The sequence below is a fragment of the Labrenzia sp. THAF82 genome, from assembly GCF_009363435.1.
Lineage (GTDB): Bacteria > Pseudomonadota > Alphaproteobacteria > Rhizobiales > Stappiaceae > Roseibium > Roseibium porphyridii.
In genome coordinates this window covers 454,727-476,650 of the sequence record NZ_CP045354.1, presented here as the reverse complement: position 1 = coordinate 476,650, position 21,924 = coordinate 454,727, and the positions used below count along the sequence as shown (strand labels likewise).

At 56.2% G+C, this 21,924-nt stretch carries 17 protein-coding genes; 9 read left to right on the top strand and 8 right to left on the bottom strand.

Going from position 1 to position 21,924, the window contains the following annotated elements; genetic code table 11:
- Nucleotides 1-14: 14 nt before the first annotated feature.
- From FIV00_RS02280 to FIV00_RS02265, 4 genes are all read left to right on the top strand, one after another.
- On the top strand, nucleotides 15-1,238 hold the full coding sequence (locus FIV00_RS02280; RefSeq protein WP_152499302.1) for an aminotransferase class I/II-fold pyridoxal phosphate-dependent enzyme: 1,224 nt from the start codon (nucleotides 15-17) through the stop codon (nucleotides 1,236-1,238).
- A complete protein-coding gene (locus tag FIV00_RS02275) occupies nucleotides 1,235-4,009 on the top strand; it encodes a DNA translocase FtsK (protein ID WP_152499301.1) in 2,775 nt (924 codons plus the stop codon). Before FIV00_RS02280 ends, FIV00_RS02275 begins: the two co-directional genes overlap by 4 nt.
- Nucleotides 4,010-4,092: 83 nt before the next feature.
- On the top strand, nucleotides 4,093-4,740 hold the full coding sequence (locus FIV00_RS02270; RefSeq protein ID WP_152499300.1) for an outer-membrane lipoprotein carrier protein LolA: 648 nt from the start codon (nucleotides 4,093-4,095) through the stop codon (nucleotides 4,738-4,740).
- Nucleotides 4,741-4,760: 20 nt separating this feature from the next.
- A complete protein-coding gene (locus tag FIV00_RS02265) occupies nucleotides 4,761-5,747 on the top strand; it encodes a RimK family alpha-L-glutamate ligase (protein WP_173005840.1) in 987 nt (328 codons plus the stop codon).
- Nucleotides 5,748-5,792: 45 nt separating this feature from the next.
- Here the strand turns inward: FIV00_RS02265 and dld are convergent, their stop codons facing one another.
- The 3 genes from dld to FIV00_RS02250 all read right to left on the bottom strand — a co-directional run bounded on the left by dld (nucleotide 5,793) and on the right by FIV00_RS02250 (nucleotide 10,931).
- Complete coding sequence (dld, locus tag FIV00_RS02260; RefSeq protein WP_152499298.1) at nucleotides 5,793-7,553, bottom strand: D-lactate dehydrogenase; 1,761 nt, start codon at nucleotides 7,551-7,553, stop codon at nucleotides 5,793-5,795.
- A gap of 140 nt (nucleotides 7,554-7,693) precedes the next feature.
- Entirely contained in the window at nucleotides 7,694-9,760 is a 2,067-nt protein-coding gene (locus tag FIV00_RS02255) for a TRAP transporter large permease subunit (protein WP_152499297.1), read from the bottom strand.
- 121 nt (nucleotides 9,761-9,881) lie between these two features.
- Nucleotides 9,882-10,931 (bottom strand): TRAP transporter substrate-binding protein, encoded by a 1,050-nt coding sequence (locus FIV00_RS02250; RefSeq protein ID WP_152499296.1) that lies wholly within the window; start codon nucleotides 10,929-10,931, stop codon nucleotides 9,882-9,884.
- Between the two features lie 246 nt (nucleotides 10,932-11,177).
- Between FIV00_RS02250 and FIV00_RS02245 the strand changes: the two genes are divergently transcribed.
- Entirely contained in the window at nucleotides 11,178-11,999 is an 822-nt protein-coding gene (locus FIV00_RS02245) for a FadR/GntR family transcriptional regulator (protein WP_152499295.1), read from the top strand.
- A 109-nt stretch (nucleotides 12,000-12,108) separates the two neighbouring features.
- Here FIV00_RS02245 and FIV00_RS02240 read toward each other — a convergent pair whose 3' ends face one another.
- Nucleotides 12,109-14,682: a methyl-accepting chemotaxis protein gene (locus FIV00_RS02240; protein WP_152499294.1), complete on the bottom strand. Its 2,574-nt coding sequence runs from the start codon at nucleotides 14,680-14,682 to the stop codon at nucleotides 12,109-12,111.
- Nucleotides 14,683-14,787: 105 nt separating this feature from the next.
- A complete protein-coding gene (locus FIV00_RS02235) occupies nucleotides 14,788-15,957 on the bottom strand; it encodes an ABC transporter substrate-binding protein (RefSeq protein WP_247649326.1) in 1,170 nt (389 codons plus the stop codon).
- A gap of 410 nt (nucleotides 15,958-16,367) precedes the next feature.
- Between FIV00_RS02235 and denD the strand changes: the two genes are divergently transcribed.
- From denD to bktB, 4 genes are all read left to right on the top strand, one after another.
- Entirely contained in the window at nucleotides 16,368-17,369 is a 1,002-nt protein-coding gene (denD, locus tag FIV00_RS02230) for a D-erythronate dehydrogenase (RefSeq protein ID WP_152499293.1), read from the top strand.
- Complete coding sequence (locus FIV00_RS02225; RefSeq protein WP_152499292.1) at nucleotides 17,366-18,142, top strand: SDR family oxidoreductase; 777 nt, start codon at nucleotides 17,366-17,368, stop codon at nucleotides 18,140-18,142. Before denD ends, FIV00_RS02225 begins: the two co-directional genes overlap by 4 nt.
- Nucleotides 18,143-18,172: 30 nt before the next feature.
- The gene (locus tag FIV00_RS02220) at nucleotides 18,173-19,162 is read left to right on the top strand and encodes an NADPH:quinone reductase (RefSeq protein ID WP_152499291.1); all 990 of its coding nucleotides are present in this window, start codon (nucleotides 18,173-18,175) and stop codon (nucleotides 19,160-19,162) included.
- A 98-nt stretch (nucleotides 19,163-19,260) separates the two neighbouring features.
- Nucleotides 19,261-20,442: a beta-ketothiolase BktB gene (gene bktB, locus FIV00_RS02215; RefSeq protein ID WP_152499290.1), complete on the top strand. Its 1,182-nt coding sequence runs from the start codon at nucleotides 19,261-19,263 to the stop codon at nucleotides 20,440-20,442.
- 83 nt (nucleotides 20,443-20,525) lie between these two features.
- Here bktB and FIV00_RS02210 read toward each other — a convergent pair whose 3' ends face one another.
- The 3 genes from FIV00_RS02210 to FIV00_RS02200 form a co-directional block, all read right to left on the bottom strand.
- Complete coding sequence (locus tag FIV00_RS02210; RefSeq protein ID WP_152499289.1) at nucleotides 20,526-20,732, bottom strand: DUF1737 domain-containing protein; 207 nt, start codon at nucleotides 20,730-20,732, stop codon at nucleotides 20,526-20,528.
- 145 nt (nucleotides 20,733-20,877) lie between these two features.
- Nucleotides 20,878-21,144, bottom strand: a complete 267-nt coding sequence (locus FIV00_RS02205; RefSeq protein WP_209006781.1) for a hypothetical protein — start codon at nucleotides 21,142-21,144, stop codon at nucleotides 20,878-20,880.
- Nucleotides 21,145-21,210: 66 nt separating this feature from the next.
- Complete coding sequence (locus FIV00_RS02200; protein ID WP_152499288.1) at nucleotides 21,211-21,912, bottom strand: NapC/NirT family cytochrome c; 702 nt, start codon at nucleotides 21,910-21,912, stop codon at nucleotides 21,211-21,213.
- Between the last annotated feature and the right edge of the window lie 12 nt (nucleotides 21,913-21,924).

The window sequence follows — 21,924 nt, the reverse complement described above, 5'->3', positions numbered from 1 at the left end:
ACTGCGGATCCTCGATGACTGCCAGCCAAATTGCCTATCAGCGCGGAGCATGCCTGCCGAGCTCCAATCCGTTTCAACGCCTTGCCGAACTGCTGGACGGTGAGACACCTGGTCTTGACCCAATCATCATGACCATTGGTGAGCCACAGCATGCGATTCCCGATTTTACCGGTGAAGTCCTGTCCAAGAATCTCGCCGGTTTTCGGAGATATCCGCCGATCAAGGGATCGCCGGAATTCCGCCAGGCCATCGCTACATGGCTCGACAAGCGCTATTCGCTTGATGGCATGGTAGACGCTGAAAACGGTGTCCTGCCGCTGAACGGTTCGCGCGAAGGTTTGTCCTTTGGCGCAATTGCAGCGCGGGATCAGCTGGACAAGGGCCTCGACCATCCCGCGGTTATCCTGCCCAACCCGTTTTATCAAACGTATGCTGCTGCTGCCCACGTCGCAGACGGGGAAGCCGTTTTGCTTGACGCAGTTCCCGGCAACAATTTTCTGCCTGATCTCGACAGTCTGGACACAGAGTTACTCGACAGGACGGTCGCATTTTATGTTGCCTCGCCCACCAATCCGGAAGGCTTTGTCGCTGATATTGCCTATTGGCAGCGGTTGATCGGGATGGCACGCAAGCACCGGTTCTTTATCTTCGCGGACGAGTGCTATTCGGAAATATACCGGGAGACACCGCCTCCGGGTATTCTGGAAGCCGCGAAGGCTATGGGCACCGACTTTGCCAACATCATTGTGTTGAATTCATTGTCCAAACGCTCGAATTTGGCGGGTCTGCGCTGCGGTTTTGCCGCCGGTGATCCGGTTTTCCTTGAAAAATGGTCGAAATTCCGGGGCCTCGCCGCGCCCCAGGTACCTCTGCCTGCGCAGGCCGTTGCCGTGAGAGCCTACCAGGACGAGGCGCATGTCGCCGAAAACCGGCGGCTCTACAACGAAAAGTTCAAGGCTGCCGAACGTCATCTGGGCCCAATCCTTGGCAAGGTCACGCCTGAAGCCGGGTTCTTCCTGTGGCTCGACGTGTCCAGGTGGGGAGACGGTGTTGCCGTGACCCGATCCCTTTGGACCGATATCGGCGTGAAAGTCGTACCCGGCAGTTATCTCGCATCCGATCAATCGGACGGCAGCAATCCGGGACGTCATTACATTCGTGTGGGGCTGACAGCACCGCTGGAACAGACCGAAATCGCCCTTGAACGATTTGCAAACTGGTTGGGAGACAAGTCATGAGACGGGCCGGTGCAGTTCGCGGAAACGGCCGCCGGACAGCGGCAGACCTGCTGGATACGGAAAGCCCGCTCAAGCGCTTCCTTAGACGCAATCTCGTGGGTGCGTCCGGCCTTGGCATCATTGCACTTGCAGCCATGCTGGCGGCAAGCCTTGCAACCTGGTCGGTCGCCGATCCAAGCCTGAACCATGCAACCGAAGGACCCGTCCGCAATGCTCTCGGAGCACCGGGCGCTGTCATCTCTGACATCCTGATGCAGACCATCGGCCTGGCCACTGCCGTTTTCCTAATTCCGCTCGTCCTGTGGGGCTGGCGATTGATGACAGGTCACGAACTCGGTATCGGCAGAAGGCGGCTCTTGTATTGGGTCATTGGTTCAGGCCTGGCCGCTGGTGCTCTTGCGGCACTTCCGGTTCCTGAAAGCTGGCCGCTCCCCACTGGTTTGGGCGGCTTCCTCGGTGACACCGTCCATAGCTTCCCGGCCCTGATCACCGGAAACATGACCAGCGGTGCGGCCACGATTGTCGGCGGACTTGGCCTTGGTGTTCCGGCGATATTGTTCCTGCTGGCCGCTGCCGGGTGGCTCGGTTCTATCGGTCAGCCAAAAGAACGCGTCGAGCCGGTGGCAGCGCCAGCTGGCCATGGCCGCGCCATTGAAGACGAATTGGGTCTTGATGACGATGAAGGTGAATCCCGCCTTGGCATGATGGCAACCGCCTTTGTCGGGCAGGTGGAGCATTGGCGCATGTCGACCGGTGCGCATCTCCGCCGCCTGACGGGACTTAAACGGTCACGCCCTGAACCGGATGACGAGGACTGGGACGAAGACGAGGAAGACATCGAATATGAGGCGGAAGAGGACCATCGCGGTGGTCGCCTGAGCGTTTTCAAACGCGCCCTCAAGGGTCGTCTCATGCCGCAGGACGACGACGGCCTCGACGAGTTTTACGGCCGCGGTCGCGGTGGCGACGATTTCGACCATGACGACCCCTATCAGGAACCGCCCTTCGAAGACGAGGGCGAGAGTTTTGAACCCGACGACCTTCTGATCGACAAGGGCCCCGTTACCGGACGTCCGGCCGTTCCCGTCGGCATCGCTGCGCCGGAACAGGCACCAGCACCTTCGCAGCAACCAGGTCAGTCCGCACAGGCAGCAGCTCAGGCAGGCCGGGTCATTCCACCCGCGCCTCGTCCAAAGCAGAGCAAGCGTGCGATTGACGAAGCTCAGCCGTCCTTCCTCGGAGCGCCGGAAGAATACGAACTGCCACCGTTGCGCCTGCTTGAAGAACCCAAAGCCGGCGGCAAAGTTCCGGGACTTTCAGCGGATGCATTGGAACAAAATGCGCGCATCCTTGAAGGTGTCCTGGAAGATTTTGGTGTGCGCGGTGAAATCATCGAGGTTCGCCCTGGTCCGGTCGTCACACTCTACGAACTGGAACCGGCCCCTGGCATCAAATCGTCCCGCGTGATTGGACTTGCCGATGACATCGCTCGTTCGATGAGCGCAATCTCGGCACGTGTGGCCGTCATTCCCGGCAAGAACGCGATCGGCATCGAGCTTCCAAATGCCCGACGTGAAACCGTATATCTGCGAGAACTTCTGGCCGCGCAGGACTTTGAAAAGTCCAAATCGAAACTGGCGCTTGCGCTTGGCAAGACAATCAACGGCGAAAGCGTTGTAGCCGATTTGGCGCGCATGCCTCACTTGCTTGTGGCCGGTACCACAGGTTCCGGTAAGTCGGTCTCCATCAACACCATGATCCTGTCACTGCTTTACCGACTGACGCCGGACCAGTGCAAAATGATCATGATCGACCCAAAGATGCTGGAGCTGTCCATCTATGACGGCATCCCGCATTTGCTGACGCCGGTTGTCACCGATCCGAACAAGGCCGTTGTCGCCCTGAAGTGGACCGTCCGGGAAATGGAGGACCGTTACAAGAAGATGTCCAAAATGGGCGTCAGGAACATTGACGGCTACAACACCCGCATCAAGCAGGCGTTGGAAAAAGGCGAAAGTTTTACGCGCACGGTTCAAACCGGGTTTGACCGCGAAACCGGGCAACCGATCTACGAGGAAGAGGAACTGCCGCTCGAGGCGATGCCTTACATCGTCGTCGTCGTGGACGAGATGGCCGACCTCATGATGGTTGCGGGCAAAGACATCGAGGGTGCGATTCAGCGCCTTGCCCAGATGGCCCGAGCCGCCGGCATTCACCTGATCATGGCGACCCAGAGACCGTCTGTTGACGTCATTACCGGCACGATCAAGGCCAACTTCCCGACCCGGATTTCGTTCCAGGTCACATCCAAGATCGACAGCCGCACGATCCTGGGTGAAATGGGCGCAGAACAGCTGCTTGGTATGGGCGACATGCTGTTCATGGCTGGCGGTGGCCGCATTCAGCGTGTCCACGGCCCGTTTGTTTCCGATGATGAAGTCGAAGATATTGTGAAACATCTGAAAGTGCAGGGCACTCCTCAATATCTGGAAGCTGTCACGGAAGAGGAAGAAGCCAGCGACGGTCCTTATGACGGTGGTGGCGGTCTTGCAGGCGGCGGAGAGGGCAACGAGCTCTATGACAAGGCAGTCGCCATTGTCCTGCGAGACAAGAAAGCGTCGACTTCCTACGTTCAGCGACGCCTGTCGATCGGCTACAATCGCGCTGCATCTTTGATCGAACGCATGGAACAAGAAGGTGTGATCAGCGCCGCCAACCATGCCGGGAAACGCGAAATTCTGGTACAAAACGGCGTAGAAGACGAGTTTTGATTGCCAAACGCCAAAGCTTTGCCACACACTGACCCTAGCTACTGGTCCAAGTGTCACGGCACAAACGATTAGGATTGAATATCATGCTGACCCGTTTCGCCCATCGCTTTGTCAAACCACTGGCACGCGTGGCCCTGGCAGGCGCTCTCACGGTGACGGCCCTTTTGCCCGCTCAAGCCCTGAGCGAGAAAGAAAAAACAACCCTTCAGGAACTGAACACTTACTTCAATGCCGTGAAGACGATGCACGGAGACTTTATCCAGTTCGGCCCCGATGGCAGCCAGTCCGACGGCAAGTTCTACATGGCGCGACCCGGCAAGGTGCGGTTTTATTACAACAAACCTTCCGTTCTGGACATTGTTGCGGACGGCAAATCTGTCTCTGTGCGTGACCGCAAATTGAACACCCAGGACATCTGGCCACTTGGCCAAACGCCGCTGCGGTTCCTGTTGTCAGACAGCATCGATCTGCAGCGTGACACCAATGTCACCAATGTTCTGGTGGAAGAAGACCTTGTTACCGTGACAATCTTCGACAAGACCAAGTTCAACTCCGGCACATTGACGCTGATTTTCGACGCGGAAGATTTTGCACTGAAGCAATGGACGGTTACCGACCAACAGGGCTACGACACGTCGGTCGCGGTTTACAATGTTGTTTCCAACGGACCGACCAACCCCGACCTCTTCAAGATCGACTATCTGGCCAACGCCCGCCAGGACAAAAACTGACCGCCGCGGCGGAAGATTCCTTGGACGACAAACCGGCAACATCCGTCGGCTCCTCAGGTCAGGCAATTGTCTTTCAGTTGCTGGAAGCGTATTGCGCTGAAAAAGGACTTCGACTGACAGCCGGAGATCCTTATGGACATGCCGGATTGGTTGAAGATCCGTCGGGAGAGAAACGGTTCTTCAAAGGTTGTCGCTTCGACCTCAACGGCTATGGCGCAGCCGAAATTGCAAAAGACAAGGCCTATACAAACCGGTTCCTGGAACTTGCAGGGATTGCCATACCGGCAAGTCACTTTGTTCCCTCTGACGGCATTGGCACTGGCGCGGAATTGTCAGCGGATGTTCACCGGTTCACGGACAAGACCGGCTATCCGGTGTTCGTCAAACCAAACGAAGGTCAGGAAGGTCGAGACGTCCTAAAAGCAGTGACAAGCAAGGACCTGTTGACCGCCCTGCAAGCACTTTCGACAAGACACGCGGCATTGCTGGTGCAAGAAGCCATGCCGGGAACCGACCTGCGGATAGTCGTTCTTGATGGCGAGGTCCTGCTTGCGTTCGAACGCCTCAAACCGATCGTGACCGGTGATGGGACCAGGAACGTGTCGGACCTGATCAACGATCAAACGAAGCTCGACAGAACCGATCAGCGTATCGCAATCGAACTGGCACAGCAGGGTTTGAGATTGGACAACGTTCCGGAAACAGGACAAACCATCAGTCTTCTACCTGTGTGCAATCTGTCTTCCGGCGGGACAGCGCGTCTGGTCACCAAGGGCCTGGCGCCTGAGCTTGTTTCCATTGCCTTGCGCGCTGCCAAAGCCCTTGACCTTCGCTTTGCCGGCGTCGACCTCATTGTTTCCAACGAACATAGCCGCAATTCTGCCGCCGTTGTTCTTGAAGTCAATGCAGCACCCGGTCTCAACAATCTCTATCGGCAGGGCCGTGTGGAGGCCGAAGCGGCAACCTCAACCTATCGAAAGGTTTTTGAGGCAATGCTGAGGTTCTAAGACGAATACCAGCCCCGCCCTCTCGCCACCCTCTTGTCCTGCAACCTACTCTGCTGCGGCACCGCAGGTTTGTCCGCCGGATCCATAGTTCTTTTCGCGAGACGTTTTCCCGATCCCGGGATTGAAACTGTTCGTCGGATCAAGCGTCTGATAGTGGGCGGCCAAGGCAGGCTTTGCCATGTAAAGGTGGCCAACGTTGTGTTCTGCAGGATATTCAGCACCCCGCCGGTCTAAAAGCGACAACATTTTCTGCTTGACCCGTTTTGGATCAGCACCTTTGCGCACCACGTAGTCCTGATGAAAAACATGGCAAAAGAAGTGGCCATAATAGAGCTTTGAGACAAGATCTTTTTCGATCTCTTCCGGAAGCGCTTCGAACCAGTCTTCATCGTTTCGTGCCAAAGCGATGTCGAGAGCTATGACATCTTCGACCTCGGCTGCGTGCACAGCATGGTACCTTACGCCGGCACCTGCTGCCGCGAAGCGATGCAGCATCGCTTTTTTGGCTTCGGCTTCGGTGCAGGCAAACCAGGCATCCCTGCCCAGTGTTTCGGTCAGGATCGCTTCGATGGCTTCAGCCATTTGCGTCCCAACTTTCAAAATAAGATGATGTTCGTAACGCTCGCGCCATGTCAGCAGCCGTTTCGGAAGTGGTTCGGGGATCAGGTGGCTCAACAGTTGCATCGTGCGATCAACCAGATTGCTCGGCAAGAACGGCACTTTGTTCAACCGTGCGTCCAGAGCGCCCTTGATCGAGAAGAACATTGGCAGCCGATCCGTACCGAACCAGTGGATCATCATCAGCGTGTCTTTGCCGTATCGGCGTGCAACGTCAAAAAGCGTTCGGTGCATGTATTCGCCGCAGATCGGCAACTCATCGCATTCGGTCAAAATGCGTCGACGCAAGACCTCCAGGTCCGCCGGGCTGTTTGTACCGATGTAGTAGACGCGTTCCTCCTCAATAGCCGGATAGGAATCGAGTCTTACTGCAAAAACCGCCAGCTTTCCGGCCGAACCCGAGACCTCGAACAACCTGTCCGGATCTGCGTTGTAACGTGAAGGCGTTGAGGCTGTGACATCACGAACTTTGGCGATGTAACCATCATCCGACGCGCGCCCCACTCCATCCTTCACGTCCGCTTCGGTGAACAGGCCCTTCTCAAGCCGGTCCAGGATCTCTTCCGGTGTACCGCCCAGCTCCATTCCCAGGTGGTTTACAAGGCGCAACACTCCATTGCCGTCCACTTGTGCGTAAAGCGCAAGCTCCGTGTAAGCCGGGCCGCGCTGTGTCAGAGCGCCGCCGGAATTGTTGCAAACGCCCCCGACGATCGATGCGCCGATATTGGATGAACCGATGGTCGAATGAGGCTCTCTGCCAAGCGGCTTGAGCAGCTTTTCCAATTTGTAGAGTGTGCCACCTGGATGACTGACGATCTGGTGCCCGTCCTTAAGCACATGGATCTTGTCGAGGCGCAACGTATTCATGATCACGACATTGCGGTCATAGGCGCCCTTCGGTGTTGAACCCTCGGTCAAACCTGTATTGGCTGCCTGCATGATGACAATCCGGTCAGCCGCCACGCAGACCTGCAACACACGCCACATTTCAAGAAGTGTGCCTGGGATCACAACAATTTCGGCTTCGCCCTGCCCTGAACGAAATCCCTTTCGAAATCGCTTTGTGTCGATGGGGCCGGTCCGCACGAATTGCGCACCCACGATCTCAATCAGCGCGTCAGCGAACGAGGCATCGGTGGCCTGCTGGGCACCGAGGGGTTGTTGGCCGTGGTTCTCGTCTCTTGGCATCTTCCCGTTTCCCGAATTAAGACCATTGGTCGAATAAAGCGCTTGATTAAGTGCGGCCAAAATCTCTTTTGGCCGCACTTAGAGGGTCGATATCGCGTCCTTCGGCATACTTGTTGCCGCAGTTGTCGTGCCTGCTTTTTTTAGTATGCGACCGACGGCAACCACGTCGCGAGCGCGGGCCACATGAAGACCAGAGCCAAGCCGAAGAGCTGCAACAGCACGAAAGGTATGATCCCTTTATAGATATCGGTCAGCTTGATCCCCTCCGGGCAAACTCCCTTCAGGTAGAAGAGTGAGAATCCGACCGGTGGCGTCAGGAACGAGGTTTGCAGCGTTACAGCGACCAGGATCACGAACCAAACGAGAGCAGGCTCATCCATCGCGCCGAACCCTGGAATGTCCAGGCCCAATCCATTGACGATCGGACGCATGAGCGGCAGCACGATCAGCGTGATTTCGATCCAGTCGAGTACAAAGCCCAGCAGGAACACGATGCAGAGAATGAAGATCACGGTGCCGCTCGGGCCGAGACCCGTTGAAGAAACCATGCTTTCAATTAGCTCATCACCGCCAAGTTCCCGCAGCACAAAGGAAAACACAGTCGCACCGAGGAAGATCGCAAAAATGTAGGCGGTGGTGTTGAACGTTGCCTTGAGCACGTTCCAGGTTTTGGTAAAGGTTAGCTTGCGGTAGGCAAGCGCAAGGAGCGTCGCTCCGATGGCCCCGATACCGGACGCTTCGGTAGGTGTGCAGATACCTGCGAAAATTGAACCGAGCACGGCAAAGATCAATGCCAGCGGCGGGATAAGCGCGACAAAGATATCCTTGATCGCCGCCCAGTCGGGTGAGCGCGCATCGTCGGGAGCCGGGGCAGCTTTCGGATTGAGCAGAGCAAGACCGAAAATATAGAGCAGGTAGATCGCGCCGAGCAGCATTCCGGGAATTGCTGCCGCCATGAAGAGGTCGCCAACCGAAAGCGCCATCTGGTCCGCCATGATGACAAGCATGATTGAGGGCGGGATCAGAATACCCAGCGTGCCGGATGCAGCAACAACGCCGGTTGAAAGGGTTTTTGAATACCGATGTTGCATCATGGCCGGAAGGGACAGGACACCGAGGAGGACCACTGAAGCGCCGACGATACCGGTTGATGCGGCCAGAATAATGCCGATCAGCGTCACGGTGATGGCAAGTCCTCCGCGCACGGTTCCAAAGAGACGGGTCATCGAAGTCATCAAACGCTCGGCAACACCGCTTTCATCGAGCATCAGGCCCATGAAGATAAACATCGGCAGTGCCACCAGCACCGCATTCGACATGACAGCGTAAACACGGTTCACGACAGCGCCGAGAGTTAGGTAATCAAGACCGGTGAAGGTGTCCTCAAGTCCGGTCCAGGCCATGTTGCCCATGTCGAACTGATAGGCGAGGCCGCAGAAAATCATGCCGGTTCCCGCCAGGGTCCAGGCAACCGGAAATCCGGTGAACAACAACCCGACAAAGCTCATGAACATGGCAATGACGAGCATTTCTTCAGTTGTCTCAACCAGCGTCGACAAACCGGCCGTGATGACGGCAAAAATTCCGATCAACACCAAAAGGCGCGTGAAGCCGCCGCCTTGCCGTTCGCTTGCATCGGCAACGAAAATCGCGTGAACGTCGTGCAGAAGGCGCGCAAACGCAGCGATACCCAAAAGTACGAAACTGATGGGAATAATGGCTTTGAACGCCCAGCGATAGGCGAGACCGGTGGCGGAGGACGACCGTTCGTTGACGCGGTAGCTTTCAACGAAGTAGTCGAACCCCTGATCGACCATCAGCCAGATAAAGGGTGCGAGCAGAAACAGAATTCCCAGAATTTCAACGATGCGTTGCGCGCGGCGTGACAACTGCATATGCAGAAGGTCAACCCGAACATGACTATCGGTCGTCAAAGCATATGAGACACCGATCATGGTCACGAGGCCATAGAAGTGCCATTGCAATTCGTCGAGTTTGGGAAAATTCAGATTGAAGGCGTAGCGCAGGACGACCTGGGCGACAATGGCTGCAATCAAGGCGAGGTTCGCCAACATGACGACGTGGCCGGTGACTTTCACAAGGTTGTCGATCGCCACGGCAAGACCAAAACGATCCTGATCCTCGTGTTCGGTTACCGCCTCATAGGTCTCGGCGAGATCGCCCTGGTAATTGACATTCGTGCTCATTGCACAACTCCTCCTCAAGCCGGCCGCAGCTCACCCGTGGGCGCTCCTCGTTGCGCCAGGAACTCAATTGGCTGAAAAATACTGGGCCGTGCCCGGCAAGCCGGGCACGGCGATTGCCGGATCAGAAGCGCGGCAAGAACGCGTTCTTTTCCCAAAGGTCGTAGTTCGAACGGAACTGGCTAAGGTCCGCATAAACTTCAGCGAAGTACTCGTTGTTGGCACTTTCTTCAGCCGCGACCTCTTCCCAGGTATCCCGGAAAGTCTGCAGCATTTCTGGGCTCCACTTGCGGATTTCAACGCCGTTCTCTTCCACGTTGCGCTTCAGAGCATCGAACTGCAGGGCTTCACCTTCTGCAAAGCTGTCGGCCATGGACGCCTTGCAGGCCTCTGCCAGAATGTGCTGGTGCTGTTCGGAAGCCTCGTTCCAGACGTCTTTGTTGATCAGAAGTTCAAAGACAGTGGCCTGCTGATGCCAGCCAGGGAAGTAGTTGTACTTGGCCACCTTGTGGAAGCCTAGGCGCTGGTCGATGGCCGGCATGGAAAACTCGGTTGCATCGATTGCACCTTTCTCAAGTGCCGGGAAAATTTCACCTCCGGGAAGAAGCGAGGTCGCAACGCCGAGTTTCTCCATCACTTTGCCACCAAGGCCGAAGAAACGCATTTTCAGGCCTTTGAGGTCTTCTGCGGAATTGATTTCCTTTGAAAACCAGCCGGATGTTTCCGGAGCAATGACGGCGCACGGCAGTACTTTAACGTTGTAACCGGCCTCGTCATACATGCGCTGATAGAGATCCAGGCCATTGCCGTAGTAGATCCAGGCCATGTATTCGCCCGCTTCAGGACCAAACGGAATTGCCGAGAAAAGCGGTGCTGCAGGGATCTTCCCTGCCCAGTAACCCGCAGTGGTGTAACCCGCATTGATTTTGCCCGAGGACACCGCATCCAGGATTTCAAAGGCCGGCACCAGTTTGCCCGGCTCATAGACTTTCATGCGCAGCGTTCCACCGGACATGATCTCAACTTCTTCGGCAACTCGCGGGATCGGCGTGCCGAGGCTCGGCAGTTCGGTCGAAAACGCAACCGGCACTTTCAAAAGCAGCTTGTCAGCGGCAATGGCGGGCTGGGCGGCAAGGCCGGCGGCCAGAACAAGGCCGGTCAAAAATTTGGTCATCGTAACTCCTCCACAAGACCGGGGCAGCGCTATTCGGACAGCTGTCCCGCAACTAAGACACAGAGGTAAATAAAATTATCCACTAAATCAGTCAACAATTTTATTTACCTCTGCGTAGGTGCTGCGCCAATGAAACGGTCGTTCCGATAGGTAAGAAGCTGAATCTTGTTGGGTTTTCTGGCTACATCAGGAAAAACACTTGCCACTGAGGTAAACCAATATTACCTCTACTGACGGAGGTGCCGCATGAATGATCTCAACAGTCTGTTCGAGCCGATAGCTGCAGAGTCAGTGGTCGACCTGGTTGCGAACCAGATTGAAAACCTGATCGTCCAGGGCATCCTTCCCGAAGGTGCGCGGCTGCCCTCGGAACGGGAATTGTCGGAAAAGTTCGATGTCTCACGCCCCAAGGTTCGCGATGCGCTTAAGCGGCTGGAGGAGCTGGGACTGCTTCATGTCCGCCATGGCGAGGGCACCTTCGTTGCCCAACTTTCCGGACAGGCCATGACACCCGCGCTCATTGACCTATATGCGCGACACGGCATGGCTTTTTATGACTATCTTGAATATCGCAAGGAACAGGAAGCCTTTGCCACACGCTTGGCGGCTGAGCGCAGCACGCCGTCTGACAAGGCAGCAATCGCCGAAATCATCGAAGAGTTGAAACAGGCGCACGAAGCCGGTGACCTGGACACTTCGGAGCAGGCGGATGTTCGCCTGCACACCGCAATCGTGAATGCCAGCCACAATGCCATGCTGATCCACATGATGCGGTCTATCTATGATCTCACGCAGCGCGGCGTCTTCTACAATCGCCGCTATTTGCGCACAGTCGATGGCTCTGGCGACTCGCTTCTGCAACAACATATTCGCATTGCCGATGCCGTGATGTCGGGAGACCCAGGTGAAGCCGAAGCTGCCGCCCGCGATCACCTCGATTTTGTCGAGATGTCCTTCCGCATCGGCGAGGAACGTGAGCGCCGCGAAGCCTTTGCCAAGAAGCGCAAACTGGCATTGGAAACCACTGCGGCATCACCCGGACAGGCAAACGGCAGACCATCCAAATAAGCGATGTCAATGAAAAAGGCGGACACAGGATGTCCGCCTTCTCGTGTTTTTAGCAGGTAATACAAGGCCTTAAAACGAAAGGCCAAAGCCGTTCTGTTTCGACCCCGCTTCAGGCGGCAGCCACTCTGGCAAGGAAGTCGTCGACAACGACCTTCAGCCGGCTTGCATGATCAGCCACCTCGTTTGAGGCTGCCTCCACCTGCCCTGCGGACTGCGCTGCCTCAGCAACGGCATTCATGACACCAGAGATACTGTCCGCAACGCCCTGAGTTCCCTCAGCCGCTTCGCGTACATTCTGTGAGATCATGGACGTCGAAGCATCCTGTTCTTCAACAGCTGCAGCAATGGCCGAAGTTGTCTCGTCCGCCTGCTCCATCGTATCCCGGATTTCCTGGATTGCCGTCACACTCTCCGTCGTCGCACTTTGGATTGCCTCGATCTGCGTGGCAATCTCTTCCGTTGCATTTGACGTCTGGGTGGCGAGTTCCTTGACCTCCGCGGCAACAACCGCAAAGCCCTTGCCTGACTCACCGGCCCTTGCAGCCTCGATGGTCGCATTGAGCGCCAGCAGGTTGGTTTGTTCGGCGATCGCGCGGATCAGGGTGACGACTTCGCCGATCCGGCTCGCAGCTTCTGCCAGTTCAGAAACCTTACTGGTCGTTGTCCGGGCACTTGCCGATGCACCGGTAACGATCTCGGTTGCCCGGGCAACCTGCTCGCCGATTTCCGCAATCGAACCGGCAAGCTGCTCGGTCGCAGCAGCAACCGATCCGACGTTTTCAGACGCTGCAGCAGAGCTGCTTTCCGCTTCGGAGGCCTGCGTCGTTGTCTCAGTTGAGATCTGGTTCAGAACCTGCGCAGTCGACTGCATCTGCTCCATATTGCCGGTAACAGTGCTGAGCACGGCTTCGATTTCATTGCGGAAATCCGTAATCAGATGTTCGATGGTATTCTGGCGGTCCTGCTGCGCATCCTGTTCGGACCTTGCAACGGCTTCAAGATTGTTGCGTTCGACCGCATTCTCCTTGAAGACTTCCATCGCCTGCGCCAGGTCGCCGATTTCATCGCGGCGGGCCGTTCCGGCAACCGCGACGTCGAGTTGACCGTCTGCGAGTGCACGCGTGGCATCGACGAGCCCCAGAAGCGGACGAACCATGCCTCGGTCGACGACAAAGACACCGATGGCGCCGGCAATCACCAGGCTCGCCAGACCAACGGCAATCAGAGCCATGGAGCCGTTTTCAAAAAGCTTGTTGATGCGCGTGGCCGCAACGTCGACTGCTGCAATTTCCATTTCGATGAGGGATGCAACTGAACGTCCAATCCGCTCCACCGCATAGAACATCTCGTTGACCTGAGCATTCGATTCCGCTGTGCTCTTCAGCTCTTCGAGGTGATCTCTCAGGAGGCCGTTCTCAGGATCACCATAGGCGAGCAGTTCATTCAGCTGGGCCTTGATTTCCTCGGAGTTCAGGCCCTCAAAGCCGTCGCGCATGTGCTTGGCGTCTGCGGTCACTTTTTCCTGAATGGGAACCAGCATTGCCGGGTCGTCGGTCAAGCCACCTTGAACCAGGGTCGCGACGAATTTGTTGGCGAAAGCCTGCGCTTCCAGCGTGCTTTTCAACTGACCGACCTGATTGTTCAGGAGATCGGAGATAATGGCCGAGTTTTCCTCAACCGCTGTCTCGGTGTCGATGGTCAGGGTGAAGAGCTGATCGTCAATCTGCATGATGAGCGCATCATCAATGGCTTTTTGCAGTCCGATGGCTTCGTTCAATGTCGCCTTTTGCTGACCAATGCTGAGGGAATTCGAGCCGCGTTTCTCTAGCGTGGTTGCAGCCAGTGTCCGGAGCTGATCGAGTTCGTCGTCAGCGCCGGTGCTCAAATCCAAAGCGCTCAATTCACTCTGATATTGATCGATCTTCGCCTTCGTTGCGATGATCTTGTCTTCAAACACCGTCATAAGAGCCTTGTCGTCGACAAACGCAACTGTTTCAGCCAGGCCGACAAGCAGGTTCACTTCAGCACGGAGTTCCAAATAGAGTCTCAGCTTACCCATCTCGTCATTGGCAAGGCTGTTGACCAGGGATTTGCTTTGTTCTGCGGCATCTTCACCGCCCAGAACCACGGTGAAATAAGCATCGTCCACAATGGGTGTGATCGCATTGTGGACACCGTCATAGGCTTTGAAAAGTGCCGCCATGCGCGCATCTTTTGCATCTCTTGCCGCGATCTTTTCCTTGGTTGCAAGGTCCAGAACACCCAAAGTCTGCTGGAAGGTCTGGCTTTGGGAAAACAGTTCGTCGACGATTGTCCGGTTGGCATCGGATTTTACGAACTTGGCCTCGATACCTTCGATGACCGATACAGACTTTTCGAGTGCCTGAAAGGAAACTTCCTGGGACTGAAGCGTGACGCTGTTGGCAACAGCGGCGGCCGCGGTGGCGACTTCCGTGCTTGTCAGTGCAAGTTGAGCTGCATTTTCAATGGAAGGCAGGCGCTGTTCGGAAAGTTCAGCAAAGCCGCTCTCCACCCTTTGAAACGAGAACAGACCGATCCCGATTGCGGTTGCCGTCAAAAGAACAAGTCCGGCAAATGCGGTAAAAAGCTTCCCGCGAATTCTTAAATTAAAGATCGACTTTTCATTCGACCCACCAAAATTCAGTCCCCGAAACCCAAGCATGGCACCCACAGTCCCCAAAAAACACGCATCTGTCGTCACGCCCGAAACCGGAACGACACGTTAAATCCGCTGGCCTGAACAGGTCAGGCCAGCAGATGTGTTTGCTTAGCTGGCAGGCTTGTCGATAGGTGCGAAGCTGCCGTCTTTCTGGATCGTTGTCAGGAACACATCGTCCATGCCCTGGTTGTCATCGGCTCCGAATGTGAGCGTTACACCGCCCAGATCGAATGCACCTGTGGACCAGAAAGCATCAAGGAAACCTTCGCGGGTGACGTCCTTGCCGGCTTTCTCAAGACCCATGACCGCCAAACGACCGACAATGTAGCCTTCAAGGGAAACGAAACCCGGCTCAGCGGAAGCGTCCTTCGCCTTCAAAGCAGCCTGGTATTCTTTCACCAGCGGCACAGTCACATCCCACGGGAACGGAACAACCTGAGAAATGATGACACCTTCACCGGCATCGCCCAGCTCTGCGGAAAGAGCCTTGGAACCCACGAACGAGATATTGACGAATTCAGCATCGAGCTTGACCTTCTTGGCCAGCTTGATGAATTCGGCAATCGGCTTGTAGGCGCCAACCATGACAACCGCCTGCGGCTTGGCTTTGCGGATTTCAAGAAGCGCAGATTTCACAGCTGTTGTGTTGCGCTGGTATGTGCCTTCGGCAACCAGTTCCAGGCCACGCTTTTCAAGAGCTGCCTGCACACCGGCGAGACCGACGCGGCCAAAACCATCGTCCTGATAAAGGATCGCGATCTTGTCGAGGCCCAGTGCACCGTTGAGATGCTCAATCCAGGCTTCTGTTTCGGCACCATAGGTCGCACGCACATTTACAATGTTGCCATGCGCCGGATCACGCAGGAAGCCGGCTCCGGTGAACGGACCAACAAACGGAACCTTGGCAGCCGTAGCAATCGGCTGGGTCGCCTTGGAAGTTGGTGTGCCGACCGGACCGATCAGGCTGAACACCTTGTTGTCGTTGATGAGCTTGTTGACGGCGGCAATCGAACGATCCGGCTCATAGCCGTCATCCATGCTCACAAGTTCAACCATACGGCCATGAACGCCACCGGCTGCATTTGCCTCGGCAAAAGCGGCTTCGATGCCGAGTTTCATTCCGGTACCCAGCGCGCCGGCCGGACCTTCAAGAGCGGCCGCCTGGCCGAACAGAATTTTGGCGTCACTGACGCCGTCTTCCGCATTCGCAGAACCAAATGCAAACAGACAAGTTGCAGCCATAGCTGCAGCAAAAGACTTCCTGGATTTCGACAACATGTGTTACCCCCTAGAGTAAATAGCGTATAGCGACGCTAATTCCTTAGTCTAAGGCAAAGTTGTTAAGTGACCGTTTCGCTCGTTTATGTTTTTATTGTCATAAATACGCATAAAGCAATTTTAAGTTCCCGTAGTAGAGCTAATAGAATATTTAGAAAGTACTGGCCGCTATAATATAAGTTGCTAAAATTAATCGAGACAGCTCATAGGACCCGTTTTGCCTGTGTCACTCTGCGCGGACCCGAATGTGCCAAAACGACGTCTGCAACCTTCCGAAGACCTGCCAGCTTGGGTCGCCATTTTTGCTAAAACCAAGCTTGCCGGTTCAGACGCAAAACAGGATCTGAGAACAAATCTCTACCCTCCGCCACGCTCCCGGTGCATAAACCCAGCTCGGAGGATTTCTGCACATGCATCTCTTGATAATCGGCGCTGCCGGCATGATCGGCCGGAAACTTGTGGCTCGGCTCGCAGCTGAACCAGATTGTTTTGGTTTTGACGTCGATCGGCTGACGTTGGCCGATGTCGTTGAACCCTTGGCTCCTGAACCACTGAAAGATGTCACAACAACGAAAACACTCAGTCTGGCCGATCCCGGCGCTGCCGAAAGCCTGGTCTCCGGCCAGCAGGACACGGGCAGACCTGATGTGATCGTTCACCTCGCGGCGATCGTCTCAGGCGAGGCTGAAGCTGATTTCGAAAAAGGATACATGATCAACCTTGATGGCAGCCGCTTTCTTTTTGAGGCGATCCGCAAGGAAGGTTTGCGTCAACCCTATTGTCCGAGACTGGTTTTCGCATCATCTCTCGCCGTATACGGTGAACCTTTCCCGGAGAAAATCGGCGACGAATTTCATCTGACACCGCTCACCAGTTACGGAACGCAAAAGGCCATCGCAGAACTGCTGATCTCTGACTATACGCGCAAAGGCATTTTTGACGGTATCGGCCTGCGGCTGCCAACCATCTGTGTGCGTCCCGGAAAACCGAACAAAGCGGCCTCGGGTTTCTTCTCCAATATTATCCGCGAGCCGCTGGCAGGTCAGGAAGCCGTCTTGCCTGTTGAAGACAGCGTTCGGCATTGGTTCGCAAGCCCACGCGCCGCCGTCGGTTTCTTCGTCCATGCCGTTCGCCTTGATACCGAGCAGGTCGGTCTTCGCCGCAACCTCACCATGCCGGGCCTTTCCGCTCGTATCGGCGACCAGATTGACGCCTTGAGGCGTGTTGCCGGTGACAAGGCAGTCAACCTCATTCGCCGGGAGCCAGATGCGGGGATCGCAAGCATCGTCTCCGGCTGGCCGCAAGACTTTGTACCACAACGCGCTCTCGAGCTTGGATTTGAAGCCGAGACGCGTTTTGACGAAATCATTCACATCCACATTGAAGACGAATTGGAAGGCAAACTGATATGAACGCTAACGGGTTTGATGTAGATGGCCGGATCGCACTCGTCACCGGGGGCGGCAGCGGCGTCGGCAAGGCCGTAGCGCGCGGTTTGGCATCTGCAGGATGGCGGGTTGTCATCGCCGGACGCAGGTTGGGCGTCCTGGAAGAAACAGCAGCTGCGTTGACTTCAGAAACCGGCGGCGACGTAATTCCGATGTCTGCAGACATCGGTGATCCTGCAGCGGTAAAGGCTCTGTTCGAGGCGATCGGCACACGCTTTGGCCGCCTTGATCTCCTTGTCAACAATGCCGGCATTTCAAATTCTGCAGTGCCGCTTGAGGACATCTCCTTTGAGGAATGGAACAACGTGGTCGGCGCCAATCTGACCGGGGCGTTCCTGTGCACGCAGGAAGCGTTCCGGCTGATGAAGGCACAGGAGCCGCAAGGGGGTCGTATTGTAAACAATGGATCGATTTCGGCGACGACGCCACGCCCCTTCTCCGCGCCCTATACGGCAACGAAACACGCCATCACCGGACTGACCAAGTCATCCGCTTTGGACGGACGTCCGTACGATATTGCCTGCGGCCAGATAGATATCGGCAACGCAGCCAGCGAGATGACATCAAGGATGGGGGGCGGCGTGCCCCAGGCCAATGGCGAGATTGCCCCGGAACCGACAATCAATCCTCAACACATTGCGGATGCCGTGGTCTATATGGCCGGACTGCCGCTCGATGCGAATGTGCTGAGCCTGACGGTTATGGCGACAAAGATGCCGTTTGTCGGACGCGGCTAAGCACACTCAAGCCCTTGTTTGGAGATCCCGATGCGCGCAATCACATATGATCGGTTCGGCTCTGCCGAAGATGTTTTGTGCCCGGAGACCCTGCCGGATCCGACGCCTTCGGGCGGCGAGGTGCTGGTCCGAGTGCACGTATCCGGCGTTAATCCATCCGACGTGAAAGCCCGCGCCGGCTCGCGTCCCGGGGTAACCGAGCCGCCATTTCCAAAAATCATTCCGCATAGCGACGGGGCGGGTGTAATTGAAGCCGTTGGCGAAGGCGTCGATCCATCAAGAATTGGCGAGCGGGTCTGGATCTGGAACGGCCAATGGCAACGTGCTTTCGGCACGGCGGCAGAATTTGTTTCACTGCCTGAGGACCAGGCTGTCACGCTCCCAGAAAACGTTTCCTTTGAAGTTGGCGCCGCACTTGGCATTCCAGGCCTGACAGCGGTTCAGGCAGTGCTTGGCAGCGGTCCTGTCTCGGACGGAACAGTCCTTGTCAGCGGTGGCGCTGGAACGGTCGGCCATCTGGCAATCCAGGTTGCCGCAGCTTCCGGGGCCCGGGTTCTGGCAACGGCAAGAGGCGACGAAGCTCTGGCAGCGGCGCGGCAAGCCGGCGCAGAACATGTGTTCGACTATACCGATGAACGGCTTGCGGACCAGATCATGGAGGCAACAGGCGGCGCTCCGGTGGACCGCATAGTCGAAGTAGAATTCGGTCAGAATGTTGAGACCAACACCCGTATCATCGCCGAACGCGGCACAATTGCAGCTTACGGGTCAGCAAAGAACATGACCCCGACCCTGCCGTTTTATCCGTTGATGTTCAAAGCCGTGACGATCGATCTGTTGCTGATCTACATTCTGTCGGAAAAAGAGCGGGATATAGCAACACAACAACTGACCGGTTTGCTTGAACGTAACGCTCTCAACTTCCGGATCTCTGAAATACTGGATCTGACAGACTGCGCCAGAGCTCACGATATGGTCGCCTCAGGGCAGCGCTCTGGATCCGTCCTGTTGAAGGTCTGATGACCAGCAGCTTCAAGCATGCTCCCCTTTTGGCCGACTGGAAGTCCAGCGCCAGGAAGGGCATGCTTATAATTGTCTTTTGAAACAAGGTCGGATCGATGAAAGAGATTGTAATCGCAAGCGCAGCCCGAACGGCGGTCGGGAGTTTTGGCGGCTCGCTCAAGGACACACCGCCCATCGACCTTGCAACCAAGGTTGCCGAAGTGGCCATCGAGCGTGCCGGGATTGAAGCGGGGTCCATCGACCAGGCATTTCTTGGCAACGTGATCCACACGGAGCCACGTGACATGTATATCGCCAGGGTCGCGTCCCGTCAGGCAGGTGTGCCGGATCATGCGCCTGCTCTGACCATGAATCGCCTCTGCGGCAGCGGTTTGCAGTCAATTGTCTCTTCAGTGCAAGCCATCACACTTGGTGACGGCGACGTCACGCTTGCGGGCGGTGCAGAGAGCATGAGCAGAGCAGGATATTCGTTGCCTGGCGCGCGTTTCGGCCAGCGCATGGGAGATGCCCAGATTGTCGACATGATGACTGGCGCCCTGCACGATCCGTTCGGCATAGGTCACATGGGTGTAACGGCAGAAAATGTCGCCGAAAAGTATGGCATCGATCGTGACCGTCAGGATGCATTTGCTCTCGAAAGCCATCGCAGAGCCAGTGAAGCCATCAAGGAAGGTCGGTTCAAGGATCAGATCGTTCCGCTGAATGTTGGCCGACGCGGCCGGGAAACGGTGTTTGACACCGATGAACACGTCCGCCATGACGCCAAACCCGAAGACATGGCCAAGCTGCGTCCAGTGTTCAAGAAGGATGGCATGGTTACAGCAGGAAACGCGTCCGGCCTCAATGACGGCGCCGCCGCGCTTATTTTGATGTCGGCGGAAAAAGCCAAAGAGCTTGGCGTGGTTCCACTTGTGCGCATCCGGTCCTACGGAGTTGCCGGGGTTGATCCTGCCATCATGGGTATTGGCCCGGTACCGGCGATGCAAATCGCCATGACACGGGCCGGCATCCAAGCGGATGACCTTGCCGTCGTTGAATCAAACGAGGCATTTGCGGCACAAGCATGTGCGGTCAACGATCAACTGGGGTTGCCGTCGGAGAAGGTCAATCCGAACGGAGGCGCCGTGGCACTCGGTCATCCCATCGGTGCAACGGGCGCGATTATCATGACCAAGTTGATCTACGAACTGCGTCGGCGCGAAGAAAGCCTTGGAGCAGCCACCATGTGCATCGGCGGAGGTCAGGGAATTGCCGTGATCGTGGAAAACTTGATGTAGGCTGCACTGCCCCGTTTTTTTAACACCCGAATATTCGGCGGCAGCAACCGGGCTTGCCGCCGAAGCTCCGCAAACTCAATGGGTCAGTAGTCGCCGAGTTTCATATCCCGCGAATAGGTCTCACCCTCGACGTCTTTGGTGACGGCCTGACCGCAAATGGTGGCGCCGCGCGTCGCATCGTAGGTAAGTGACGGGGACCCTTGAAGTTGCCAGCCCTTGTTGAGGGCCTGAGTAACACGGTGACAGAACTCGCTGTCGTCGACGCCGGTGATGAACCGATACAGTTTCATGGAAATTCTCTTTGGTCCGGTGCAGCTGATTGCTTCTCCCGCATGTAGCCCGCTGGAACGTCATCGTCCACCCGGCGCATGCGGAGAAGTCTTTTTTGTCAGATGCCTGTCTGGATCCTTTTCGAGAAAATACCGGCCGGTAAACTCAGGCCGTCGCGCCCCGATGCCGGATGGCACAGCCAAGGCTGCCGGCCAGAACACCGACCAGAACTGCGATTGCAAGGTCGAAATAACCAATTTCAGAAGCATGGAAGCCCGCAAAAACAACGGTCTCAAAAACACCGACGAGCCCGCCCATTACCGCGGCAACCAGCCAGTTCCGTGTCATCATCCCAAGCGCCAGGCCCAGGATACCGGGCAGGCTGAGTATGTTGCCCCCAATGGTTCCGAGTAGATCGAGAATGCCAAGCATACTTTAGCCTTTTCTTTCTCTGAGCAGTTGAGAGCGCCAACCGTTGGAATTGGCGCTCAAAGCGTTTTACTTGGACAGTTTGCCGACATAGGACTGAATCGCTGCAACATCGTCAGTCTTCGGAGACAAAGGCGCTTTTTCAGCCTGAATCTCATCAACGATGCGCTTGTATTCCTCCAGGTGCCCCGGTGGCAGCGCGTGTGCGATGCCCTGGTGACAGTCGATGCAGGTCATGTTTTCATCGATGGCCCGCTGGTGTTCGGCTGCCGCCCGGTTTTCCTGGATTGTGAAGTCCATATATTCGAACGAATGGCAATTGCGACACTCCCGGCTGTCGGAAGCTTTCATTTTCCGCCAGACCAGCGATGCCATCTCAAGCCGATGAGCTTCGTACTTTTCAGGTGTGCTGATTGTGCCCATGATCTCGTGATAGACATCTTTCACCGCGATGATCTTGGCCTTGACCTTGTGCTGCCATTCGTGCGGGACGTGGCAATCGGAACAGATCGCACGCACACCCGAATGGTTGTTGTAGTGGATGGTCTCGCGATATTCGCCAAGGTTGGTTTCCATCGTGTGGCAGGAAACACAGAACTCCTCTGTGTTTGTCAGCTCCATGCTCCAGTTGAATGCACCCCAGAACAGGACACCGCCGAGAAACCCGGCAATGACGATGAACCCTACGCTGAAGGCCGATACCGGGCTCCAGAATCCGTTCCATAGCCTGCCAATCAGGCCACGCTTCGGTTTGTCGTTGGGATCTTTCATGATCTCTTATCT

What these genes read in the sequence shown, in the direction of transcription:
- FIV00_RS02250 (WP_152499296.1), bottom strand. Translation starts at nt 10,931, where the DNA reads ATGACCAAATTTTTGACCGGCCTTGTTCTGGCCGCCGGCCTTGCCGCC.
- FIV00_RS02255 (WP_152499297.1), bottom strand. Translation starts at nt 9,760, where the DNA reads ATGAGCACGAATGTCAATTACCAGGGCGATCTCGCCGAGACCTATGAG.
- FIV00_RS02240 (WP_152499294.1), bottom strand. Translation starts at nt 14,682, where the DNA reads ATGCTTGGGTTTCGGGGACTGAATTTTGGTGGGTCGAATGAAAAGTCG.
- FIV00_RS02210 (WP_152499289.1), bottom strand. Translation starts at nt 20,732, where the DNA reads ATGAAACTGTATCGGTTCATCACCGGCGTCGACGACAGCGAGTTCTGT.
- dld (WP_152499298.1), bottom strand. Translation starts at nt 7,553, where the DNA reads ATGCCAAGAGACGAGAACCACGGCCAACAACCCCTCGGTGCCCAGCAG.
- FIV00_RS02245 (WP_152499295.1), top strand. Translation starts at nt 11,178, where the DNA reads ATGAATGATCTCAACAGTCTGTTCGAGCCGATAGCTGCAGAGTCAGTG.
- FIV00_RS02220 (WP_152499291.1), top strand. Translation starts at nt 18,173, where the DNA reads ATGCGCGCAATCACATATGATCGGTTCGGCTCTGCCGAAGATGTTTTG.
- FIV00_RS02225 (WP_152499292.1), top strand. Translation starts at nt 17,366, where the DNA reads ATGAACGCTAACGGGTTTGATGTAGATGGCCGGATCGCACTCGTCACC.
- FIV00_RS02200 (WP_152499288.1), bottom strand. Translation starts at nt 21,912, where the DNA reads ATGAAAGATCCCAACGACAAACCGAAGCGTGGCCTGATTGGCAGGCTA.
- bktB (WP_152499290.1), top strand. Translation starts at nt 19,261, where the DNA reads ATGAAAGAGATTGTAATCGCAAGCGCAGCCCGAACGGCGGTCGGGAGT.
- FIV00_RS02205 (WP_209006781.1), bottom strand. Translation starts at nt 21,144, where the DNA reads ATGCTTGGCATTCTCGATCTACTCGGAACCATTGGGGGCAACATACTC.
- FIV00_RS02270 (WP_152499300.1), top strand. Translation starts at nt 4,093, where the DNA reads ATGCTGACCCGTTTCGCCCATCGCTTTGTCAAACCACTGGCACGCGTG.
- FIV00_RS02280 (WP_152499302.1), top strand. Translation starts at nt 15, where the DNA reads ATGACTGCCAGCCAAATTGCCTATCAGCGCGGAGCATGCCTGCCGAGC.
- FIV00_RS02275 (WP_152499301.1), top strand. Translation starts at nt 1,235, where the DNA reads ATGAGACGGGCCGGTGCAGTTCGCGGAAACGGCCGCCGGACAGCGGCA.
- denD (WP_152499293.1), top strand. Translation starts at nt 16,368, where the DNA reads ATGCATCTCTTGATAATCGGCGCTGCCGGCATGATCGGCCGGAAACTT.
- FIV00_RS02235 (WP_247649326.1), bottom strand. Translation starts at nt 15,957, where the DNA reads ATGTTGTCGAAATCCAGGAAGTCTTTTGCTGCAGCTATGGCTGCAACT.